Below are 18,402 nucleotides of genomic sequence, written 5' to 3'. Positions count from 1 at the left end.
GATGGTTCGCCGCCCCCGCCACGACCGTCTCGACCTGTGGATGAACGGCATTCCGGTCGGTTATTGGGAAATTCGACGCGGCGTCGAACGCCTCGTCTACCTGCCCACCTGGATCGACGATCCGCAGGGTCGGCCGCTGTCCCTGTCGCTGCCATTCACGCCGGGCAACCAGCCGCATCAGGGCGCGACCGTCGCCGACTACTTCGACAACCTGCTGCCGGACAGTCAGCCGATCCGCCGCCGCATCGCGCAGCGTTATCGGCTGGCGTCCACGGCGCCGTTCGAACTGCTCGCGTCGATCGGCCGTGACTGCGTCGGCGCGCTGCAATTGCTGCCGCCCGGCGAGACGCCGCTGGACCTCGAATCGATCGACGGCACGGTGCTCGACGAAGCGGCCGTGGCCGGCGTACTGCGCGACGCGACCGCCGCACCGCTGCCGGGCCATGCCGAATCGGGCGGCGAATTGCGCCTGTCGATCGCCGGCGCGCAGGAAAAGACCGCGCTGCTGCGTCACGGCAACCGCTGGATGCTGCCGTCGGGCAGCACGCCCACCACTCATATCTTCAAGCTGCCGCTGGGCCGCGTCGGCAACATGCAGGCCGACATGCGGACGTCGGTCGAAAATGAATGGCTGTGCTCGAAGATCGTCGCCGCTTACGGCTTGCCGGTGGCCGCCTGCGACATCGGCCGGTTCGACGATCAGAAGGCGCTGGTGGTCGAGCGCTTCGATCGCAGGCCGTCCCGCGACCGCACATGGATCCTGCGGCTGCCGCAAGAGGACATGTGCCAGGCTACCGGCACGCCGTCGGGCATGAAATACGAATCCGACGGCGGTCCGGGCATCGCGGCGATCATGGGCATCCTCGCGAATTCCGCCGCCGCGCAGGACCGGATGAACTTCTTCGTCACGCAGCTGGTGTTCTGGGTACTCGCGGCCATCGACGGCCACGCGAAGAACTTCAGCATCGCGCACTTGCCGGGGAACACGTATCGCAGCACGCCGCTGTATGACGTGTTGTCCGCGCATCCGATCATCGGGACGCGCCGCAACCAGCTGTCGCCGCGGCGCGCACGGCTCGCGATGGCCGTGTGCGGGAAGAATCGTCATTACGTGATCGGCGACATCCGGCCGCGTCACTGGATCGCGCAAGGCAGCCGCGTCGGGCTGACCGAGGACGACGTGCGCGCAGCCATGGCCGACGTGGCGGCACGCACGGAAGCGGTGATCGCCGACGTCGCGTCGCACATTCCGGCGGATTTCCCGATGGATGTGGCCGACGCGATCTTCGACGGGATGCGCGCTCAGGCGCGCAAGCTGCAGGCGGCCGACTAGGCCGCCTGCACACCACGCAGCGTGCGCAGAATGCGGCCGCACCCGTGGTCCGCACGATGGTCGCCGCCGTGCTCATGCAGCTGCGTGCCCGGCACGGAGCCCGTCGTACTCGATCCTGCGCTCCGCCGAGCGGCGATCGGGACCACGGCCGCCACTGCGCAACCGCACGACCGGCGCCCGACCAATGCAATGCGCGAACGGCTCGAAGCGGCATGCCGCCGCGTACTCGCGTCCGGCACTCGCTGAAAGCACCGCCGCGGCTGCCGCCCTGCTTGCGGCGGCCGCGCTTAAGCAATCCGCCGTACCGCTCAGCCGGCGTCGCGGGCGCGCGCCAGCGCGGCGAGGTTTCCTTCGCCGAACCCGTGATGCCCCTGACGCTGCACGATCTCGAAGAAGATCTCGCCGGGCCGGCGTTTGACGAAGGTCTGGAAGAACAGGCGCGGCACGCCGTCGGCGCCGATTTCGCCGTCGACCAGCACCGCGCAGCGGCGCAACGCGTCGAGATCGACGCCGTGCCCCGGCAGTCGCGCATCGACTTCGTCGTAATAGCGCGCCGGCGGCTCGACGAAGTCGACGCCGTTCGCGCGCAGCGCATCGACGCTCGCGACGATATCGTCGGTCGCGAGCGCGATGTGCTGCACGCCCTCACCGGGATGATCGGGCAGATACGCGTGCATCAGCTCGGTGCGGCGCGTGCCCTCCTCGTAGACCGGAATCCGCACCGCGCCGCAGGGCGACACCATCACGCGCGATTCCTCCGACACGTGCCAGTGCGCGTCGATCTCGTGGATTTCGCGAAAGTGCAGCAGGTCGTGGTAGAAGTCGAGCCACTCGCGCATGCGCCCCGCGCCGACCGTCTGCGTGAAGTGGTCGACCTGTTGCAGCCCGGTGCCCTCGCAGTGGAGATCGGCGTGCGCGGTCGCGATGTCGATCGGCCGGAAATCGATGTCGAAGATCGAGATGTCGCCCACGCCGCCGCGCTGACCGTCGCGCCCGCGCCAGCGATCGACGAAGTACAGGTGCGAATCGCCGATGCCCTGGATCGCCGGAATCTTCAGTTCGCCGACGCCGACCCGCTCGCCCTCGAACGCCCACGCCCCCAGCTCGATCGCCCGCTCGAACGCACGCCGGGCGCTTGCCACACGCAGCCCGATCGCGCACACGCCCATCCCGTACTCCTCCGCATAGCGAGCGGCGAATGAATCGGGCTCCGCATTGATCAGGAACTGCATCTGTCCTTGCCGGTACAGTGTGACGTTCTTGCTGACATGGCGCGCGACAGCCTTGAACCCGAGTTGCTCGAAGCGCTGCGCGAGCGCGTCCGGCACCGGCGCCGCGAACTCGACGAATTCGAGTCCGGCCATCCCGAGCGGATTGGCGGCCGGATCGGCAACGGGCGGCGTATCGCTGGACAGTGGGTGAGAATTGCCGGGCATTCCAGTCTCCGGAGGCATGCGGTCGGTGAGTACGCCCGACCTGCGCGGCGCCCGCCGGCCGATGCGACGGCCGAGGTCCGCCCGAGTCGGGCAAGGTTTCGATGGTCGAGATTTTAACCAGATCGTTCACGGCGGCACACCCCGGCCGTTCGGCCAGCCGGTGGCGCGTCTAGTGCAAACCCGCAAAGCGTCCGATAATCGCACATCGAAGAACGATAATCGCGCAAATCTCCCGATCGGCCAATTGCCGTCGTGCGGCGCGCGCCCTATTCTCGGTTCACCCAATCATCTCAATGCAGCATCGGACGCGGCGCCGCCGCGAATCACGATGCGCGATGCCAGGAGACACCGTCGTGACCCCAACTTTCGACACCCTCGACACCGCTGCCGGCGAGCGCGCCCGCAGCCAGGCCCGCAAGGCGGCGATCGGCAGCTTTGTCGGCGCCGTCGTCGACTGGTACGACTTCCTGCTGTATGGAATCGTCGCCGCGCTGGTCTTCAATTCCGCGTTCTTCCCGAAGGTCAGCCCGACGATGGGCACGCTCGCGGCGTTCGCGACCTTCGGCGTCGGCTTCCTGTTCCGCCCGCTCGGCGGCGTCGTGTTCGGCCATTACGGCGACCGGCTCGGCCGCAAGCGGATGCTGGTGCTCACCGTGATGCTGATGGGGCTGTCGACCGTCGCGATCGGCCTGCTGCCCGGCTTCGCGACGATCGGCTGGTGGGCGCCGGTGCTGCTCGTGACGATGCGCGCGATCCAGGGCTTCGCGGTCGGCGGCGAATGGGGCGGCGCGGCGCTGATGGCCGTCGAAAGCGCACCGAAGCAGAAGAAGGCGTTCTACAGCAGCGGCGTGCAGGTCGGCTACGGCGTCGGGCTGGTGCTGGCCACGGGCATCGTGTCGATCCTGAGCCACACGCTCGGCGACGCCGCGTTCAAGTCGTGGGGCTGGCGGCTGCCGTTCCTGTTCAGCATCGTGCTGGTTCTGATCGGACTGTGGGTGCGCAAGAGCATGGACGAGTCGCAGGAGTTCGTCGAGAAGGTCGAGCACGGCAACCGCAAGCTGCGCCTGCCGGTGCTCGAAGCGCTGACGCGCCATCCGAAGGCGTTCCTGCTGATCGTCGCGCTGCGGCTGGCCGAGCTGTTCACGATGTACATCGTCACCGCGTTCGCGCTCAGCTATTCGACGTCGAACCTCGGCATGTCGCGCGACCTGTTCCTGAACATCGGCCTGCTGGTCGGCACGGTGAGCTGCGTGACGATCCCGAGCTTCGCGTGGCTCGCCGATCGCTTCGGCCTGCGCCGCATCTATCTGACCGGCGCGCTGATCGGGCTCGCATCGGCGGTGCCGTTCTTCCTCGCGCTGGAGTCGCGCTCGGTCGCGTGGATCGTCGTGTTCTCGATCCTGCTCGCCAATGCCGCGCACGACATGGTGGTCAGCGTCCAGCAGCCGCTCTTCACCGAGTTGTTCGGCGCCGAGTACCGTTACAGCGGCGCGGGCGTCGGCTATCAGTTCGCGAGCGTCGTCGGCGGCGGCTTCACGCCGTTCATCGCGGTGGCGCTGGTCAGCTTCGCGGGCGGCGCGTGGCATCTCGTGGCCGGCTATCTCGCCGTGGGTTGCCTGATCTCGCTGGTCGTCGCCGCGCGGATGCGGGTGACCCAATGACGCCATGAGCGTCATGGCCGGCCCGGCATAGGCCGGCCATATGGGCCCGGCCATGCGCGGCGCGGCGCCCGGCCGGCCGCCAACCGCGCGTCGCGCCTGCAGCCAACGTCAAACACGGTCAAGCCCCCCACGCGCACGCCCCTTTTCCGTGCCGAACACTCCACGCCGGTCGCCGACCAATGGCATCATATGGGCCTACGTCAGTCACCGATACGCCCCCATATCATGTCGAATCTCATCGTCCACGGCGGCACCCCGCTGCGCGGGGACATCAAGCCGTCCGCGAACAAGAACGCCGTCCTTCCGATCCTGTGCGCCACCCTGTTGACCGATCAGCCGCTGCGTCTCGTCGGTGTGCCGGACATCACCGACGTGCGCAAGATCCTCGACATCTTCCGCACGCTCGGCAGCGACGTGTCGGTCGACTTCGCGACGGGCATCCTCGAGCTGCACCACCGCAACACGACGTTCGATCCGGCCGTCCACCGGCTGCCGGAGGCGATGCGCTCGTCGATCATGCTGATTCCGCCGCTGCTTGCGCGCTTCGGCGTCGCGCGGCTCGAAAACGACGTGAAGGGCTGCACGCTCGGCGTGCGCGAAATCGACCCGCACGTCGAGGTGTTCGAGCGCTTCGGCGCGCACATCGAGCGCACGCCCGATTCGCTGATCGTCCGCGCCGACGGCCCGTTGACGGCCAACGATCATTGGCTCGACTACGCATCGGTGACGACCACCGAAAACTTCGCGCTGTGCGCGACGGCGGCCAGCGGCACCTCCACGCTGATGAACGCGGCGTCGGAGCCGCACGTGCAGGAGTTCTGCCAGTTCCTCGCGATGATCGGCGTCGCGATCGACGGCCTCGGCACCTCGCGGCTGTGCGTGACGGGCGGCGGCAAGCTCGGCGGCGGCGAGTTCCGTTTCGCCGAGGACTTCCACGAGATCGCGACGTTCCTCGCGCTCGGCGCGATCACCGGCGGCGACATCACGGTGCGCAATTCGTCGCCCGAGCATTTCCCGCTGATCGACCGCACCTTCGCGAAGTTCGGCGTGACCGTCACGCACCGCGACGGCTGGTCGCGCGCGGAACGCGACGGCCCGCTGCGCGTGCGGCGTCCGTTTACGCAGAACATCCTCACGAAGGTCGAAGCCGCGCCGTGGCCGTACCTGCCGGTCGACCTGCTGCCGATCTTCATCGCGCTCGGCGTGCGCGCCGAAGGCAGCGCGATGTTCTGGAACAAGGTCTACGACGGCGCGCTCGGCTGGTCCGGCGAGCTGTCGAAGTTCGGCGCACACGTGCTGCTGTCCGACCCACACCGGCTCATCACGTTCGGTGGGCTGGCGCTGACGCCGGCGCGCGTCGAAAGCCCGTACATCATCCGCGTCGCGATCGCGCTGCTGATGGTGGCCGCGAGCATCGAAGGCCGTTCGGAAATCATGAACGCGCTGCCGATCCGTCGTGCCCATCCGCACTTCGTCGAAAACCTGCGTTCGGTCGGCGCGAACGTCGAGTGGACGAGCAGCGAGTAACGGCATCCCGGATGCGGCGCACGCCGCATCCGATGCTTCGTGCCCATCCCGCCGCGTCGCTGCGGCGTCCTCCATCGCAAGCCGTCGACCGCATCGACCGCCTCGCCTCCCAGCCGCGCATTCGCACGATGATCGCCCGTCCGGGCGCGGCGACCGCACGCGCCCCACTCCGCCCTCGACGATGAAAAAGCCCGAACTCGACCGACGCGACTGGATTGCCGGCCTGGAAAAAGGCCTGATGATCCTGGAGGCGTTCGACAGTCAGCATGCACGGATGACGCCCACCCAGGCCGCCGCGCGCACCGGCCTCACGCGTACGGCCGCGCGCCGCTACCTGCTGACGCTCGAATCGCTCGGCTACGTGTACACCGACGGCAAGCTCTACGGGCTGACGCCGCGCGTGCTGCGGGTCGGCTGGTCGTACTTCGACTCGGCACGCCTGCCGCGCATGGTGCAGCCGTATCTGCAGCAACTGAGCGCGTCGCTGAACGAATCGGCGTACGTGAGCGTGCTCGACGGCTGGGAACTCGTGTTCATCGCCCGCAACGGCGTGTCGCGCGTGATGACGACCGGCTTCGTGCTCGGCGCGCGCGTGCCGGCGCCGCTGACGTCGCCGGGCGTCGTGCTGCTCGCCCATCATCCCGACCGCGAGGCCGTGCGCGCGTGGCTCGACGGCACCGAACTGGCGCCGTTCACGCCGCACACGATCACGAACAAGGCGCGCCTGCTCGAACAGGTCGACCACGCGCGTGACGCGGGCTTCGCGGTGATCGAGCAGCAATTGCAGGTGGGCGTGCGCGGCATCGCGGTGCCGCTGAAGAATCGTCACGGCGAAGTGGTCGCCGCATTGAGCACCAACATGCCGATCGCCGGCGAATCGACCGACGCGGCGGTGCGGCGCGTGCTTCCGCATCTGCAGGAAACGGCGCTCGCGATGCTCAACGTGCTGTAGCGGCGCGCCGCACCGCCCTCGCGTTCAACCGATGCGCCACCAGCGCGGCAACAGATCGCGCACCTCGCGGCGCCGGTAGCGATCGTCGATCAGATGCACGACGCCTTCGTCGCGTTCGGTGCGGATCACGCGCCCGGCCGCCTGCACGACCTTCTGCAGGCCCGGATACAGATAGATGTAGTCGTAGCCGTTGCCGAAACGCGCGTCCATCGCGCGCCGCATCTGTTCATTGACGTCGTTGATCTGCGGCAGGCCGAGCGTCGCGATGAACGCGCCGATCAGCCGCTCGCCGACCAGATCGACGCCTTCCGAGAACGCCCCGCCCAGCACCGCGAAGCCGACGCCGCGTCCGCCGGCGTCGAAGCGCGCCAGGAACGCGTCGCGCTCGCTTTCGGCCATGCCGGGCGACTGCGCCCAGACAGGCACGTCGGGATGGCGCGCCTGCATCAGCGCGACGACGCGCGCGAGATAGTCGAAGCTGCTCAGAAAGCCGAGGTAGTTGCCGGGACGTGTCGCATATTGCGCGGCGATCAGATCGACGATCGGCTCGAGCGAGCGGTCACGATCGCGCCAGCGCGTCGACACGTGGCTCGCCACGCGCACCGTCAACTGCTCGGCGCGAAACGGCCCTTCGACGTCGAGCCAGCCCGTGTCGGCCGGCAAGCCGAGCGTGTCGCGATAGAACCGGAACGGGCTCAACGTGCCGGAAAACAGCACGGTGGCGCGGGCGGCCTCGTAGCGCGGCGCGAGAAAACCGGCCGGTATCACGTTGCGCACGCACAGCGTCGACTGGATGCGACGGCGGCGCGCAGCCGGCACGAGCGCATCGACCGTGTCGAGTGCCGCCTGACGCGGCAGCGGCTCGCCGTGCAAGGTCGCGTCGAAGATCGACGCGCTGTCGAATGCATCGGCGAGCACGCCGAACTGGATCGCGTCGAAATGGAAGCGCAACAGCGCGTCGTCGTTCGCGCGCGGCGCATCGGTCAGGTGCTCGCCGATCGTCGCCACGAGGTTCTGCACCGCGGACACGAGCCCCGCCGGAATAGCCGGGTACGCCGCATAGCGCTCGGCCTGCGCACGATTGAGCGCGCCCCACGCGCGCGCGAGCCGGTCGAACGCCTTGCGCAGCGTCGGCGGCGCCGCTTCGCGCGCGGCGGCAAACGCGAACGGATCGAGCGACGCGCTGTACATCCGCCGGGCGCGGTCGAGCAGGTTGTGCGCCTCGTCGACGAGCACGCCGACGCGCCACTGGTTCTGCTGCGCGAGCGCATGCAGCATCGCGCTGCCGTCGTAGTAGTAGTTGTAGTCGCCGATCGCCATGTCGGACCAGCGCGCCAGCTCCTGCGCGAGGTAATACGGACACACGTCGTGCGCGAGCGCGGCGGCGCGCACGGTCTCGCGATCGAGCAGCCCCGCGCTGATCGCGGCGTCGCGCGCGGCCGGCAGCCGGTCGTAGAAGCCCTGCGCCAGCGGGCACGACTCGCCGTGACACGCGCGATCGGGATGCTCGCATGCCTTGTCGCGCGCGACGAGTTCGAGCACGCGCAGCGGCAGCGCCGGCGTGCCGGCACCGAGCGTCCTGGCCGCGTCGAGCGCGAGCGCGCGGCCGGGCGTCTTGGCGGTCAGGAAGAACACGTGATCGAGCTTGCCTTCGCCGCACGCCTTCAGCATCGGAAACACGGTGCCGAGCGTCTTGCCGATCCCGGTCGGCGCCTGGGCGATCAGGCAGCCTTCGTCGCGCGCCGCGCGATAGACGGACACGGCCAGCTCGCGCTGCCCGCTGCGGAACTGCCCGTGCGGGAACGTCAGCGCGCGCAGCGCCTCATCGCGGGCCGCACGATGCGCGGCCTCGCGCTCGGCCCAGCCGACGAAGCACGCGCACTGTTCGGCGAAGAACGCGGCGAGCGCCTCGGCGCTCAGCGTTTCCGTCAGCACGGTTTCGCGCTCGGACACGATGTCGAAATAGACGAGCGCGACGTCGATTTCGGCGAGGCCGCGCGTCGCGCACATCAGATGCGCATAGACCTTCGCCTGCGCCCAGTGCAACGCGCGATGGTTGGCCGGCATCGCGTCGAGGCTGCCGCGGTAGGTCTTGATCTCCTCGAGGCGGTTCGCGAGCGGGTCGTAGCCGTCCGCACGCCCGCGCACGGTCAGCGTGCCCCACGTGCCGGCGAGCGCGATTTCGGTTTCGTAGCGTGCGCCGCGCGCCGACGTGACGGCGCCGTGGCCGGCGATGCCTTCGAGCGCGGTCGGCGCGGGCGTGAAGCGCAGGTCGAGATCGCCGCGCCGCGCGGTGAACTCGCACATCGCCCGCACCGCGACGACGTAGCTCATGCGGACAGCCCCGCCGCTTCGGCGTGTTCGACGCCGGCGCCCGCCCATTCGACATCGACGACGCGCACCGGGATGCCGTGCGCCACGCAGTACGCGAGCCAGCGCGTCTGGTTGTCCTGCAGCCGGTCGCCGGGGCCCTTCACCTCGATCAGCTCGTAGCGCCGCTCGCCGGGCCAGAAGCGGACCAGATCGGGCAGCCCCGAGCGATTGCTGCGGATATCCGCGAGCAGGCGCGTGAACCACAGCCGCAAATGCTCGGGCGGCAAGCACGCGAGCGCGTCGTCGAGCAGTTCGTCGGTCAGCACGCCCCAGAACACGAACGGCGACTGCAGCCCCGTCTTGGTCGCATAGTGCCGACGGATCGTGTCCTGGTATGCGCCCGACTCGAGCTGTGCGAAACAGGCGGCGAACGCGTCCGCACGGCGCACCGCGAAATCGGGCGCGTGCAGGTCGGCCGGGCCGCGCTGGAACGGATGGAAGAAGGCGCCGGGCACGGCCGCGAACACGGGCTCCCAGCACAGCAGTCCGAACAGCGAATTGATCAGCGTGTTCTCGACGTAATGGACCGGCGCGCCCGGCTGCGCAAGATGGTCGCGCACCGCGTATTCGACGCTGACGGACGCGTCCGGGCGCGCCAGCACGAGCGTCTCGCGCGGCACGGCCGGCGCGCCGCGCGCGCGTTCGACCGGCTGCCCCAGGCGGCGCTGCAAGCGCGGCAGCATCCGCTCGACCCGCTGGCGTTCCTCGTCGCTTTCGAAGCGCTCGCGCGCATCGAGCGCGAGCGCGAGTGCATCGGCGATGCGTTCGCAGCGTTCCAGCACGCGAATGCGCCGATGCCGGCTGCCCGGCCACGCGCTGCGCGCATACGCGTCGAGCGCGGCGTCCCAGTCGGCGCGGCGCTCGCAGGTCTGGCCGAGCGTGAACAGGAGTTTTGCGCGGCGCGTCGCGAGCCACGGCTGCGCGCATTCGACCACGTCGATCGCGTCGAGCAGCTCGTCGAACGGCAGCTCGTCCGGCCAGGCGTCGAGCGCCGCGCGGCAGGCGTGCAGCGCGAGATACGCATCGACGTCGGCACGCTGCTGGAACGCGCGCGACGACGGCGCGAACGGCACGCTTTCGTACTGGAACACGCCGAGATCGGCGAGCACGAATTCGGTCCAGTCCTGATGAAGATTGCCGAAGAACATCAGCCGCAGCCGTTCGCACAGCGCGCCGACCGTCACCCGCAGCACGCGATCGTCGGCCTGGGCGCACCATGCTTCGAGCGGTTGCGCGACGTCGCCGTAAGCCGGACGCAGGCGTTCGAGCCATTCCGGCTTGCGCTCGCCCGCATGCGCACCGAGCGACGGAAACATCTTCAGCAGATCGGCGCGCGTCGACAGCGCGAACAGCGCATCGAGCGTCAGCGCGGGCGCCGGATCGACCCAGCCGAGCGCGGCGAGCGGCGCGGCCGCGTCGAGCGGGCAGCCGATCTCGTCATACGCGAGCTTGCTCGCGCGGAAGTCCGAGCCGTTGCGCATCAGCATCCGCACGAGCAATGCGCGCGATGCCTGCGGCAGCCGCGCGAACTCGGCGACGAACGCGCGCTCGGCGGCGTCGAGCAGGTCGTCGTAGCGCTCGCCGAGCCACGCGAGCGCACGTTCGAAGTTGGTCAGGTAGTAAAACGCCGGAGGAGGCGGCGATGCAGGCGTCACGGGATCGATCACTGTACGTTTGTACAGGTCGGAATCATATCACCGTGACGCCGGATGCCACAGGCGCGCGCGGGTGTGTCATATGCGCGCCGCGGCGTGCCGAGGCAATCAGAACTGGTAGTTGACCGACATGTCGAACACGCCGTTGGTCGACTGCTGCGTGATCGGGCTGCGTCTTGCGCGCCCGACCAGTTGCTCGATCGCGCCGTCCATCGTCACGAACCAGTTCTTGTTGACGAACCAGACCATCGTCACGCCGGCGCCGAACGACTTCATCCCCGCGCCCGACGAATAGGCCGGCAGCCCCGAACGCGCGGCTGCGCCCTGGTTCACGCCGAACCAGCTGTTCATGTAGCGCGAATCGGCGAACGATACGGTGGGCCCGGCAAACCAGAAGAAGTGCTCGTTGCTGCCGGGCATCGGCATGTACGCGGAGAAGTCGCCGACCCAGCCGTTCGAGCCGCCGATGCTGCGCCGCACGTCGGCGCGCAGCACGAGCGGGAAGTCCTTCGAGATCACGTAGTCGGCGGCCAGCTTCATCACCGGCGCCGCGTTGATGTTGTCGAGGCCGTTCAGATGGCCGAGGTCGTCGGCCGAGCGGCGCCCGAGGTCATAACCGACCGACATGCTCACGCGCCAGTTCGGCCCGCGCAGCACGTTCGCGCCGAGCCCCTCGCCCGTCGACAGGAAGAACAGGTCGCGATAGCGAATGTCGACGTTCGGGCCGCCCATCACCCGATAGCGATCGGAGCCCTCATAGCGCGGCTGCAGCGTCATGGCGGCGCCGACGCTCACCTGCCACGTCGGGATCGTGGGGCCGAAGATCTTCCGCAGCGGAACGCCCGCCGAATATTGCCATTCGCCGAGCGGCGAAGGCGTCTGGGCCGCCGCGTCGCGCGCGCCGACCGCGGTCAGCGCAGTGAAGGCGGACAGGCCGAACACCAGCCGGCGCATGCCGGGTGACAGCAACGGGCGGGCAACGGTCATCGGGGCAATCTCCGTCGGGTATGCGTATCGAACTCGAATCAAGATGAACTCTGATCAAAGCGCGTCGCGCGCTGCCGGCCAAGGCCGCCGGCAGCGGGCCGTGCGAACGTAGCGTGCGCTTAACAGCAAATATCCTACGCGACGCGCGCAAAGTCGCAAAGCGCCCGTTGAGCCGGGGCGCTTTGCCGGGATCCGGCGCAAGCCGGGGCTGAATGGCTGAATCAGAAACGCTCGACGTGATAGTCGCCGGCGAGCGCGGCCGTGCTGCGCTTGGACATCATGCGCGAGAAGCCGTCGGCGAGCCGGCCGAGCGCGAGCTGCTTCTGGCTGGCGTCCCAGTGCGTATACGTGTCGTAAGCCGACTCGTCGAACGACACCGTGACGGCAGCCGGCCGGCCGCTTGCGCGAAAGCCGATCTGCAAGACGCCGCCCGGCAGTTCCTCGATGTGATAGCGCAGCGAACGCGACTCGAAATAGCGGCCCAGCACCTGGGCGATCGCGCGCTTGTCCGGCGATTGCACGTGAATGTCCATGATGGTCCTCCTCTCAGTGAGCGCGCGGCCGGCTGCGGTGCGCCGCCCCCGCCCGGCATCCGTACCGGCGGCGGCCGCGACGGCGGGTCGCCTTGCGGCGGGCAGACCGGCACGGGCGGGTCCACCGGATCGTCGTGCTCCGGCAGCGCCGGATCGGGATCGAGGTCGGGCGTGGGTTCCGGACGGTGCAGCAAGGATCGGCTGTTCATGTGGCTCCTGCGCGGCGGGTCGCGCGTGTCGATTGGCGCGGCGAGCGTGCGCAAACAGCGTGCCTGCGGGGTCTGGGTGGCCGGGTTTTTTGCGGCGGGCGACGCGAGGCGGTATGGGGTGGTGAGCCGCTGCGGCGGGTTGCTGCGGAGCGCAGGGCTTGCGACGTGGGCCGTGCGCTGCGCGCGTTCGCGGCGACAAGCGATGAGCGCGCGCAGCGCGGCTTCGCGCAGAAGGTGCCGTCCCACGCAGCGCTCGTACGTTCCATTGAACTCGATAGATGCGCGGGGCGAGCTTCCATGCGTCGAAACGCTCGCGCCACGTGCAGAAATCACCGCGTACCGTCGCCTCGCCGCAGCTTATTCGTCGGCGTTTTCCTTTCTTTGTCCCGTAGCGGATCGCGATGTATTGCCGCGTCCGCATGCGTGACGTCGCGACAAGCGACATCCCGCGCGCCGTATACAGGTACGGTCGTTGCGCCCTTCGATCCCGGAGGCTCGATCACTCGGGCTGGCGGCCGCGATGCCGTGTCAGCGGCCGCCGCTCCTTTCCGTCGCCGCATCAGCGTGTTGCGACGGCCGTGCCGGGAAGTCCATATCGACGAACCGATCGATGCAAGGCTCCCTGACAGCGCCCAACCCGCCCTCGGCGGCGCGAGCGCGATCGACGCCGCGACACCCTTCCGGCTCCGCGCGAACCACGCGCGCCGGATGTCCTGACACCGCCGCCGCGATCACGGCTGACGGCGGCACCCGGCCCAGGCTGCGCGGCCACGCTGCGCCGGGCCGGACCGACCGGAGCAGACAGATGAAACGCATGGAACGTGCATGGCACGAGGTCAGCGGCGCCGCGGGCGTCGCGGCGCTCGCGGCCGTCGAGAGCGCGCTGGTGTTCGCCATCGTCGTGATGACGGGCGTCGGACACTGACGCACTGCTCGTCGAGCCGGCCGCGGCAGCAGCCGTGGAAGATGTACAAGCGCGCTGGCAAATTTGTCGCACCGCGCGACCCGTTCGCCGGCCGCGAGTGAACCGCGCGCGGCACGCATCCTGCTCCGCGCTCATCTTGCTCTGAAAAAGGAGGCGTCCATGTATCGCGTCAACGAGATCATGTCGCGCGACGTCGTCTGCGTCGCGCCGAACGACACGATCCGCCATGCGGCCGAACTGATGCAGCGCTTCGACATCGGCGTGCTGCCCGTATGCGAAGGCGGCGAACTGGTCGCGATCGTGACCGACCGCGACCTCGCCATACGCGCGCTGTCGCATGGCCATTCGCCCGACACGCCGGTGAAGGCCGTCGCGTCGGCGCCGGTGCAATGGTGCATCGAGGACGACGGCGTCGGCGACGTCCAGCAGCGCATGGCCGACGTGCAGTTGCACCGGATGCCGGTCCTCGACGGCCAGCGCCGCGTGGTCGGCATCGTGTCGCTCGGCGACATCGCGACGCGCGCCGGCGGCCCGGCGCGCGACGAGCTGGCCAACACGCTCGAGGACGTGTCGCTGCCGCGCCGGCGGTGATGGCGGCTACCGAGGCCACCCTATCGATTCGACCAGGAGAACAGCGATGACAACCGACCGGGCGCCACGCGCGCATGCAGGGATCGTCGGCGATGACGGCCGCTCGACGGGCGGGCCGGGGCCGGACGTGATGGCCGCCGGCACGCTGGAAGACGATCACGTGCTGACCATCGACGGCGACGACATCGGCAAGGTCACGCACATCATGCTCGATGTGCGCGCCGGCCGGATCGCGTATGCGGTCGTGTCGTCGGGCGGCTTTCTCGGCATCGGCGACAAGCTGCTCGCGCTGCCGTGGAACGTGCTGACGCTCGATGCGGAGCGTCGCTGCTTCGTGTTGCCGGTGCCGACCGAGCGCGTGCGCGAGGCGCCGGGTTTCGACAAGGATCGCTGGCCAGCGATGGCCGATCCGGCGTGGGCCGAGGCGCTGCATGCGTACTACGGCGCGTCGCCTTACTGGCTGATCGAGGAAGGCGAAACGGCGCTCGATTCGCCGCCTTACGAGGCGTCGCCCGGCGGCCCGGAGAATGACGCGACGACCGGGCGGCAATGAGATGGAGATGGCGGCCTAACGCGCCGCAACGGACCGTGCAAGCTCGCGCGCCGCGCGAAGGTGTTCGTTGAGGGTGGGCAGCGCATCGGCCGCGAACGCGCGAAGCTGCGCGTCGCGGCCGTCGCGACGTTCGGCTTCGTAGAGCTTCACCGCCGCCTCCTGCGCCGTCGGCCCGGCGACCGACAGATAGCCTTTGTCGAACGCCACGCCCGTTTCGGTGCGCAGCGCAGTGAGCGCCGGGTCGACCAGCATGCGCGTCTGCACGGGCACGCCTTTACGTGCGCCGAGCCGGCGCAGTTCGGCCGTCATGCGGCCGTAGTCGTCGACGATTCTGCGCGCGAACGCCTTCAATTGCGGATTCGATGAGCGCTCGAGCGCGAGCTGGCTCGCCTGCACCGCCGTCTTGCCGACGATGCCGGCCTTGTCGACGAACTCCGCATCGAAACCGGTGGGCCGTCGTGTCATGTCCGCCTCGTCGGGCGTCTCGCCCGGGCGCACGACGCCAGGGGCAACGCGCACCGAGGATGCCGGGGGCGGCTGCGGGAGCGCCGAGGTGGCGGCCAGTGCAAGCGCCGTCGGTATCGACAGCAGCAGCGGGATGCGAGGGGACGCCCTGCGGTGGCCTCTGTTGCCGTGATGGTTCGTGTTCATCTTCATCGGCGTCTCCGTATTCGTCGGTCGATCGGCGCGCGAAAATCGCGACGGCTGCGGGCGTATGCGTCGCGGCGGCGCAGCGCGAACTCGGAACGGTTGCAGCCCCGTCACACGGCGCTCGTCCGGAACGCTGCTTCCAGAGCGCCGTCGGCGTCTCTCACGCACGTCCCTCCGCGTCATGCACGACGTGAAGCGCCGCCGCATGCTGTAGGTCGTGGCAACGCTGCTGCGTCAACTCGACCACCCCGCTGCGTCGCGCTACTTCCGGCCCACCTTCAGCCGATCCTGCACACCGCTCACGCCGCTGACGTCACGCACGACGCGGATCGCCGCCGCATGCTGCGGCTCGTCCGGCACGCTGCCCGTCAACTCGGCCACGCGGCCGTGGACCTGGACATCGATGTCGTCGGACGCGAGGCCGCGCTCGGCCACGAGCGCCGCGCGGATGCGCGATGCGAGCGTCGCATCGCGCAGCTGGCCGCCCACCGCCGATGCTTCGCTCGCGAGCTTGTGCCCCACGCTTTCGTCGGCCGCTGCCGCGCGCGGCGTCGCGACGCACGCGCAGGACAGCAGCCACGCGCCGATGATCTGCGCGGCCGGCCGCATCCGCATCCGCATGCGATGCGCCGGTCGGCCGCCGATGCCGTCGCGTTGCGTGTAGTTCGATCGCTTCATCGTCCGCTCCTCGGGATAGGCGCATGCCACCGCAATTCAGTGCTGTCCCCGGCCGGCCGCCGCTCCGTCACCTTCGGACGACACGTCGACGATCACGCTCGCGAGCGTCGGCATATCGACCGGCTTGGGCAGATACGCGTCGAAGCCGGCCGCCATCACGCGCTTGCGGTCTTCCGCGCCGGTATGCGCGGTCACGGCAACCACGGGCATGCGTGCGTCGTCGCCCGGCAGATGACGGATGTGATCGAGCAGCCAGAAGCCGTCGCCGTCGGGCATGGCGAGATCGGACAGCACGACGCCAGGCCGCTGGCGCGACAGCGCGTTCAGCGCGTCGCGCCCAGAATGCGCCAGTGCGACCTGCGCGCCGAACGTTTCGAGCGCGGCCGCGAGACTCGCGCGCGACGTGGCGTCGTCGTCGACGACCAGCACGCGGTAGCCGTCGAGCGCGACCGCCTTCAACGCCGTGGCCGGGCGCGCCGGATCAGCGGCCGGATCGTCGGCGTCCCAGTCCACCGGCAACGTCACCGTCACGGTCGTGCCGAGGCCGGCGCCAGGGCTGCTCGCAGCCACGTCGCCGCCGTGCAGCCGCACGATATTGCGCACGATCGACAGGCCGAGCCCCAACCCGCGTTTCGGCGAGGCCGCAGCGCCTTCCGGCCGGTTGAACGTATCGAACAGATGCGGCAGCCGCTCGGCGGAAATGCCGTGGCCCGTATCGGTGACCGCCATGCGCACGCGCGCGCCAGCGCGGGCCAGCGACACGGTGATGCGACCGCCCGACGGCGTGAACTTGATCGCGTTCGACAGCAAGTTGGACAGCACCTGGCGCAAGCGCTCCCCGTCCGCGGAAATGACGCAGTTCGTCAATGCGCAGTCGGTCGACAGCGCGATGCCGTTCGCGTCCGCGCTCCCGCCGAGTTCGCGCACCGCATCGCGCACGATGCGCACCAGATCGACCGGCGCGCGCTCGAGCCGCGTACGCCCGGTCGCGAGCGACGATGCGTCGAGCAGGTCGCCGACCATCCGCGACAACGACCGCGCGCTGCGATCGATCGCATCGATCGCCTGCTGCGCGAATGCCTGACCGTCGACGCTGCGCAACACCTCGACCCAGCCGTAGATCACGTTCAGCGGCGTGCGTAGTTCGTGCGATACGGTGGACAGCAATTCGTCCTTCAGCCGGTTCGACTGGTCCGCCTGCACGCGTGCGCCGCGCAACGCCCGCAGGTGGCCGCGCTCGTCGCGCCGCCGTTGGTCGGCCTCGCGCAGCGTGATCGACAGGCCCGTGCAGTTGCCGCCGGCATCGACGATCGGTGCGGCCGCGAAGCTCGCGCGGAAACGGCCGCCGTCGCCGCGCACGCACAGCACGTCGAACGGGCCGACGGCCGCGCGCGGGTGCTCGAACGACGCCGGAAGCGGCTGCAGCCGGAGCCAGCGCGGTGCGATCAACGTCGTGACGTCGCGACCGATTGCCGCCGTCGCATCGACGCCAAAGATCCGACGCGCGGCCCGGTTCCAGCTGACGATCCGCCGTCCCGCGTCGACGCCGACGATGGCGTCGGGCGACGCGTCGACCACGCTGTGCAACAACGCCAAGTCGTCGGAAGGCGCATGCTCGAGCGACGCGGCTGCGGGCTCGCGACGCGTCGGGCTGGGCGCTTCGTCGTCGCTGTCGGCGCCGCGCAAGCGGTCGTTCGCAAACAGCGGCTTGACGGCCACGACCAGTGCGCACTCGACGAAACTGATCGCGACGAACGCGACGGCCTGGGCCAGCAATTCGGAAGGCGCCGCCGGGCGCCACCACAGCGCGCCGATCACGGCGAGACTGACGGCGGTCGCAGCGAGCCCGCCGGCCAGCGAAGTCAGCCAGGCGGCGGCCGCGACGCCGGCATAGAACGGCAGCGGTGCGAAGGGCTCATGCACGCCGACGACGCGAATCGCCCACGCCTGCAGCGCGGACGCCACCCCGACAGCAAGCAGCACCCACGCGCCCTGCCGAAAGAGCTCACGGGTTAAGGTCCTCATCTTTACCTTGCATCGCGCCGGCGACCGTCATTTCGCGGCTGCCGCCCCGGCGGAGGACTAGCCGCAAAGCATGCCGGGCGAGCCTCGACGGCGCAGCAACCAGCGTACCTGCGCGGGATCTCGGGCGTAGGCCGCGGACCGCCCCGCATGTCGCAGCGGCGCATGTCGGATGGCCCGCCGCGGTGCGCGCAGGCCTCCGGCCCTACAAATGTCTGACGAATTTGCATTCGTCGACTGTAAAAAAGCAACGATCCCGATCGCCGTAATGCGATCGGATATTTCTAGAGGCCACACGCCGCACATTGAAATTTTC

The 18,402-nt window shown here is 69.3% G+C and carries 14 protein-coding genes; 6 read left to right on the top strand and 8 right to left on the bottom strand.

What is annotated here, in order from left to right; genetic code table 11:
• Position 1 precedes the first annotated feature (1 nt).
• Positions 2 to 1,333 carry a type II toxin-antitoxin system HipA family toxin gene (locus tag EX20_RS11045; protein ID WP_034193538.1) on the top strand — a complete coding sequence of 444 codons (1,332 nt, stop codon included), beginning with the start codon at positions 2 to 4 and terminating at the stop codon, positions 1,331 to 1,333.
• Positions 1,334 to 1,641: 308 nt separating this feature from the next.
• Here EX20_RS11045 and EX20_RS11040 read toward each other — a convergent pair whose 3' ends face one another.
• On the bottom strand, positions 1,642 to 2,769 hold the full coding sequence (locus EX20_RS11040; RefSeq protein ID WP_011882206.1) for a 4-hydroxyphenylpyruvate dioxygenase family protein: 1,128 nt from the start codon (positions 2,767 to 2,769) through the stop codon (positions 1,642 to 1,644).
• 353 nt (positions 2,770 to 3,122) lie between these two features.
• Between EX20_RS11040 and shiA the strand changes: the two genes are divergently transcribed.
• From shiA to EX20_RS11025, 3 genes are all read left to right on the top strand, one after another.
• Positions 3,123 to 4,430: a shikimate transporter gene (shiA, locus tag EX20_RS11035; RefSeq protein ID WP_034193537.1), complete on the top strand. Its 1,308-nt coding sequence runs from the start codon at positions 3,123 to 3,125 to the stop codon at positions 4,428 to 4,430.
• 225 nt (positions 4,431 to 4,655) lie between these two features.
• Positions 4,656 to 5,957, top strand: a complete 1,302-nt coding sequence (locus EX20_RS11030; RefSeq protein WP_014724898.1) for a UDP-N-acetylglucosamine 1-carboxyvinyltransferase — start codon at positions 4,656 to 4,658, stop codon at positions 5,955 to 5,957.
• A gap of 181 nt (positions 5,958 to 6,138) precedes the next feature.
• Positions 6,139 to 6,909 carry an IclR family transcriptional regulator domain-containing protein gene (locus tag EX20_RS11025; protein ID WP_011882203.1) on the top strand — a complete coding sequence of 257 codons (771 nt, stop codon included), beginning with the start codon at positions 6,139 to 6,141 and terminating at the stop codon, positions 6,907 to 6,909.
• Between the two features lie 24 nt (positions 6,910 to 6,933).
• On the opposite strand, the gene EX20_RS11020 is transcribed toward EX20_RS11025, so the two are convergent.
• The 4 genes from EX20_RS11020 to EX20_RS11005 all read right to left on the bottom strand — a co-directional run bounded on the left by EX20_RS11020 (position 6,934) and on the right by EX20_RS11005 (position 12,457).
• Positions 6,934 to 9,243 (bottom strand): ATP-dependent DNA helicase, encoded by a 2,310-nt coding sequence (locus tag EX20_RS11020; protein ID WP_034193536.1) that lies wholly within the window; start codon positions 9,241 to 9,243, stop codon positions 6,934 to 6,936.
• Positions 9,240 to 10,937 (bottom strand): VRR-NUC domain-containing protein, encoded by a 1,698-nt coding sequence (locus tag EX20_RS11015; protein WP_034193561.1) that lies wholly within the window; start codon positions 10,935 to 10,937, stop codon positions 9,240 to 9,242. The genes EX20_RS11020 and EX20_RS11015 overlap by 4 nt, the downstream gene beginning before the upstream one ends.
• A 108-nt stretch (positions 10,938 to 11,045) precedes the next feature.
• Positions 11,046 to 11,924: a MipA/OmpV family protein gene (locus tag EX20_RS11010; protein WP_034193535.1), complete on the bottom strand. Its 879-nt coding sequence runs from the start codon at positions 11,922 to 11,924 to the stop codon at positions 11,046 to 11,048.
• Positions 11,925 to 12,145: 221 nt separating this feature from the next.
• Positions 12,146 to 12,457, bottom strand: a complete 312-nt coding sequence (locus EX20_RS11005; RefSeq protein WP_014724903.1) for an ATP-binding protein — start codon at positions 12,455 to 12,457, stop codon at positions 12,146 to 12,148.
• Between the two features lie 1,293 nt (positions 12,458 to 13,750).
• Between EX20_RS11005 and EX20_RS11000 the strand changes: the two genes are divergently transcribed.
• The gene (locus EX20_RS11000) at positions 13,751 to 14,182 is read left to right on the top strand and encodes a CBS domain-containing protein (protein ID WP_011882196.1); all 432 of its coding nucleotides are present in this window, start codon (positions 13,751 to 13,753) and stop codon (positions 14,180 to 14,182) included.
• 46 nt (positions 14,183 to 14,228) lie between these two features.
• Positions 14,229 to 14,735, top strand: a complete 507-nt coding sequence (locus EX20_RS10995; RefSeq protein ID WP_034193534.1) for a PRC-barrel domain-containing protein — start codon at positions 14,229 to 14,231, stop codon at positions 14,733 to 14,735.
• A 15-nt stretch (positions 14,736 to 14,750) separates the two neighbouring features.
• Here EX20_RS10995 and EX20_RS10990 read toward each other — a convergent pair whose 3' ends face one another.
• The 3 genes from EX20_RS10990 to EX20_RS10980 all read right to left on the bottom strand — a co-directional run bounded on the left by EX20_RS10990 (position 14,751) and on the right by EX20_RS10980 (position 18,089).
• Positions 14,751 to 15,386: a DUF4142 domain-containing protein gene (locus tag EX20_RS10990; protein WP_034193560.1), complete on the bottom strand. Its 636-nt coding sequence runs from the start codon at positions 15,384 to 15,386 to the stop codon at positions 14,751 to 14,753.
• 261 nt (positions 15,387 to 15,647) lie between these two features.
• Positions 15,648 to 16,064: a BON domain-containing protein gene (locus EX20_RS10985; RefSeq protein WP_034193559.1), complete on the bottom strand. Its 417-nt coding sequence runs from the start codon at positions 16,062 to 16,064 to the stop codon at positions 15,648 to 15,650.
• A gap of 36 nt (positions 16,065 to 16,100) precedes the next feature.
• The gene (locus EX20_RS10980) at positions 16,101 to 18,089 is read right to left on the bottom strand and encodes a hybrid sensor histidine kinase/response regulator (RefSeq protein WP_034193533.1); all 1,989 of its coding nucleotides are present in this window, start codon (positions 18,087 to 18,089) and stop codon (positions 16,101 to 16,103) included.
• Positions 18,090 to 18,402 lie beyond the last annotated feature (313 nt).

Origin of the sequence: Burkholderia sp. WP42, assembly GCF_000745665.1 — a bacterium.
Classification (GTDB): Bacteria; Pseudomonadota; Gammaproteobacteria; order Burkholderiales; family Burkholderiaceae; genus Burkholderia; species Burkholderia vietnamiensis.
This window is presented reverse-complemented; position numbering and strand designations above follow the sequence as displayed.

Bases quoted from the DNA above. Each gene is read 5' to 3' on its own strand.
- EX20_RS11045 (WP_034193538.1), top strand. From the start codon at position 2: ATGGTTCGCCGCCCCCGCCACGACCGTCTCGACCTGTGGATGAACGGC.
- EX20_RS11040 (WP_011882206.1), bottom strand. From the start codon at position 2,769: ATGCCCGGCAATTCTCACCCACTGTCCAGCGATACGCCGCCCGTTGCC.
- EX20_RS11030 (WP_014724898.1), top strand. From the start codon at position 4,656: ATGTCGAATCTCATCGTCCACGGCGGCACCCCGCTGCGCGGGGACATC.
- EX20_RS11025 (WP_011882203.1), top strand. From the start codon at position 6,139: ATGAAAAAGCCCGAACTCGACCGACGCGACTGGATTGCCGGCCTGGAA.
- EX20_RS11020 (WP_034193536.1), bottom strand. From the start codon at position 9,243: ATGAGCTACGTCGTCGCGGTGCGGGCGATGTGCGAGTTCACCGCGCGG.
- EX20_RS11010 (WP_034193535.1), bottom strand. From the start codon at position 11,924: ATGACCGTTGCCCGCCCGTTGCTGTCACCCGGCATGCGCCGGCTGGTG.
- EX20_RS11005 (WP_014724903.1), bottom strand. From the start codon at position 12,457: ATGGACATTCACGTGCAATCGCCGGACAAGCGCGCGATCGCCCAGGTG.
- EX20_RS11000 (WP_011882196.1), top strand. From the start codon at position 13,751: ATGTATCGCGTCAACGAGATCATGTCGCGCGACGTCGTCTGCGTCGCG.
- EX20_RS10995 (WP_034193534.1), top strand. From the start codon at position 14,229: ATGACAACCGACCGGGCGCCACGCGCGCATGCAGGGATCGTCGGCGAT.
- EX20_RS10990 (WP_034193560.1), bottom strand. From the start codon at position 15,386: ATGAACACGAACCATCACGGCAACAGAGGCCACCGCAGGGCGTCCCCT.
- EX20_RS10985 (WP_034193559.1), bottom strand. From the start codon at position 16,064: ATGAAGCGATCGAACTACACGCAACGCGACGGCATCGGCGGCCGACCG.
- EX20_RS10980 (WP_034193533.1), bottom strand. From the start codon at position 18,089: ATGAGGACCTTAACCCGTGAGCTCTTTCGGCAGGGCGCGTGGGTGCTG.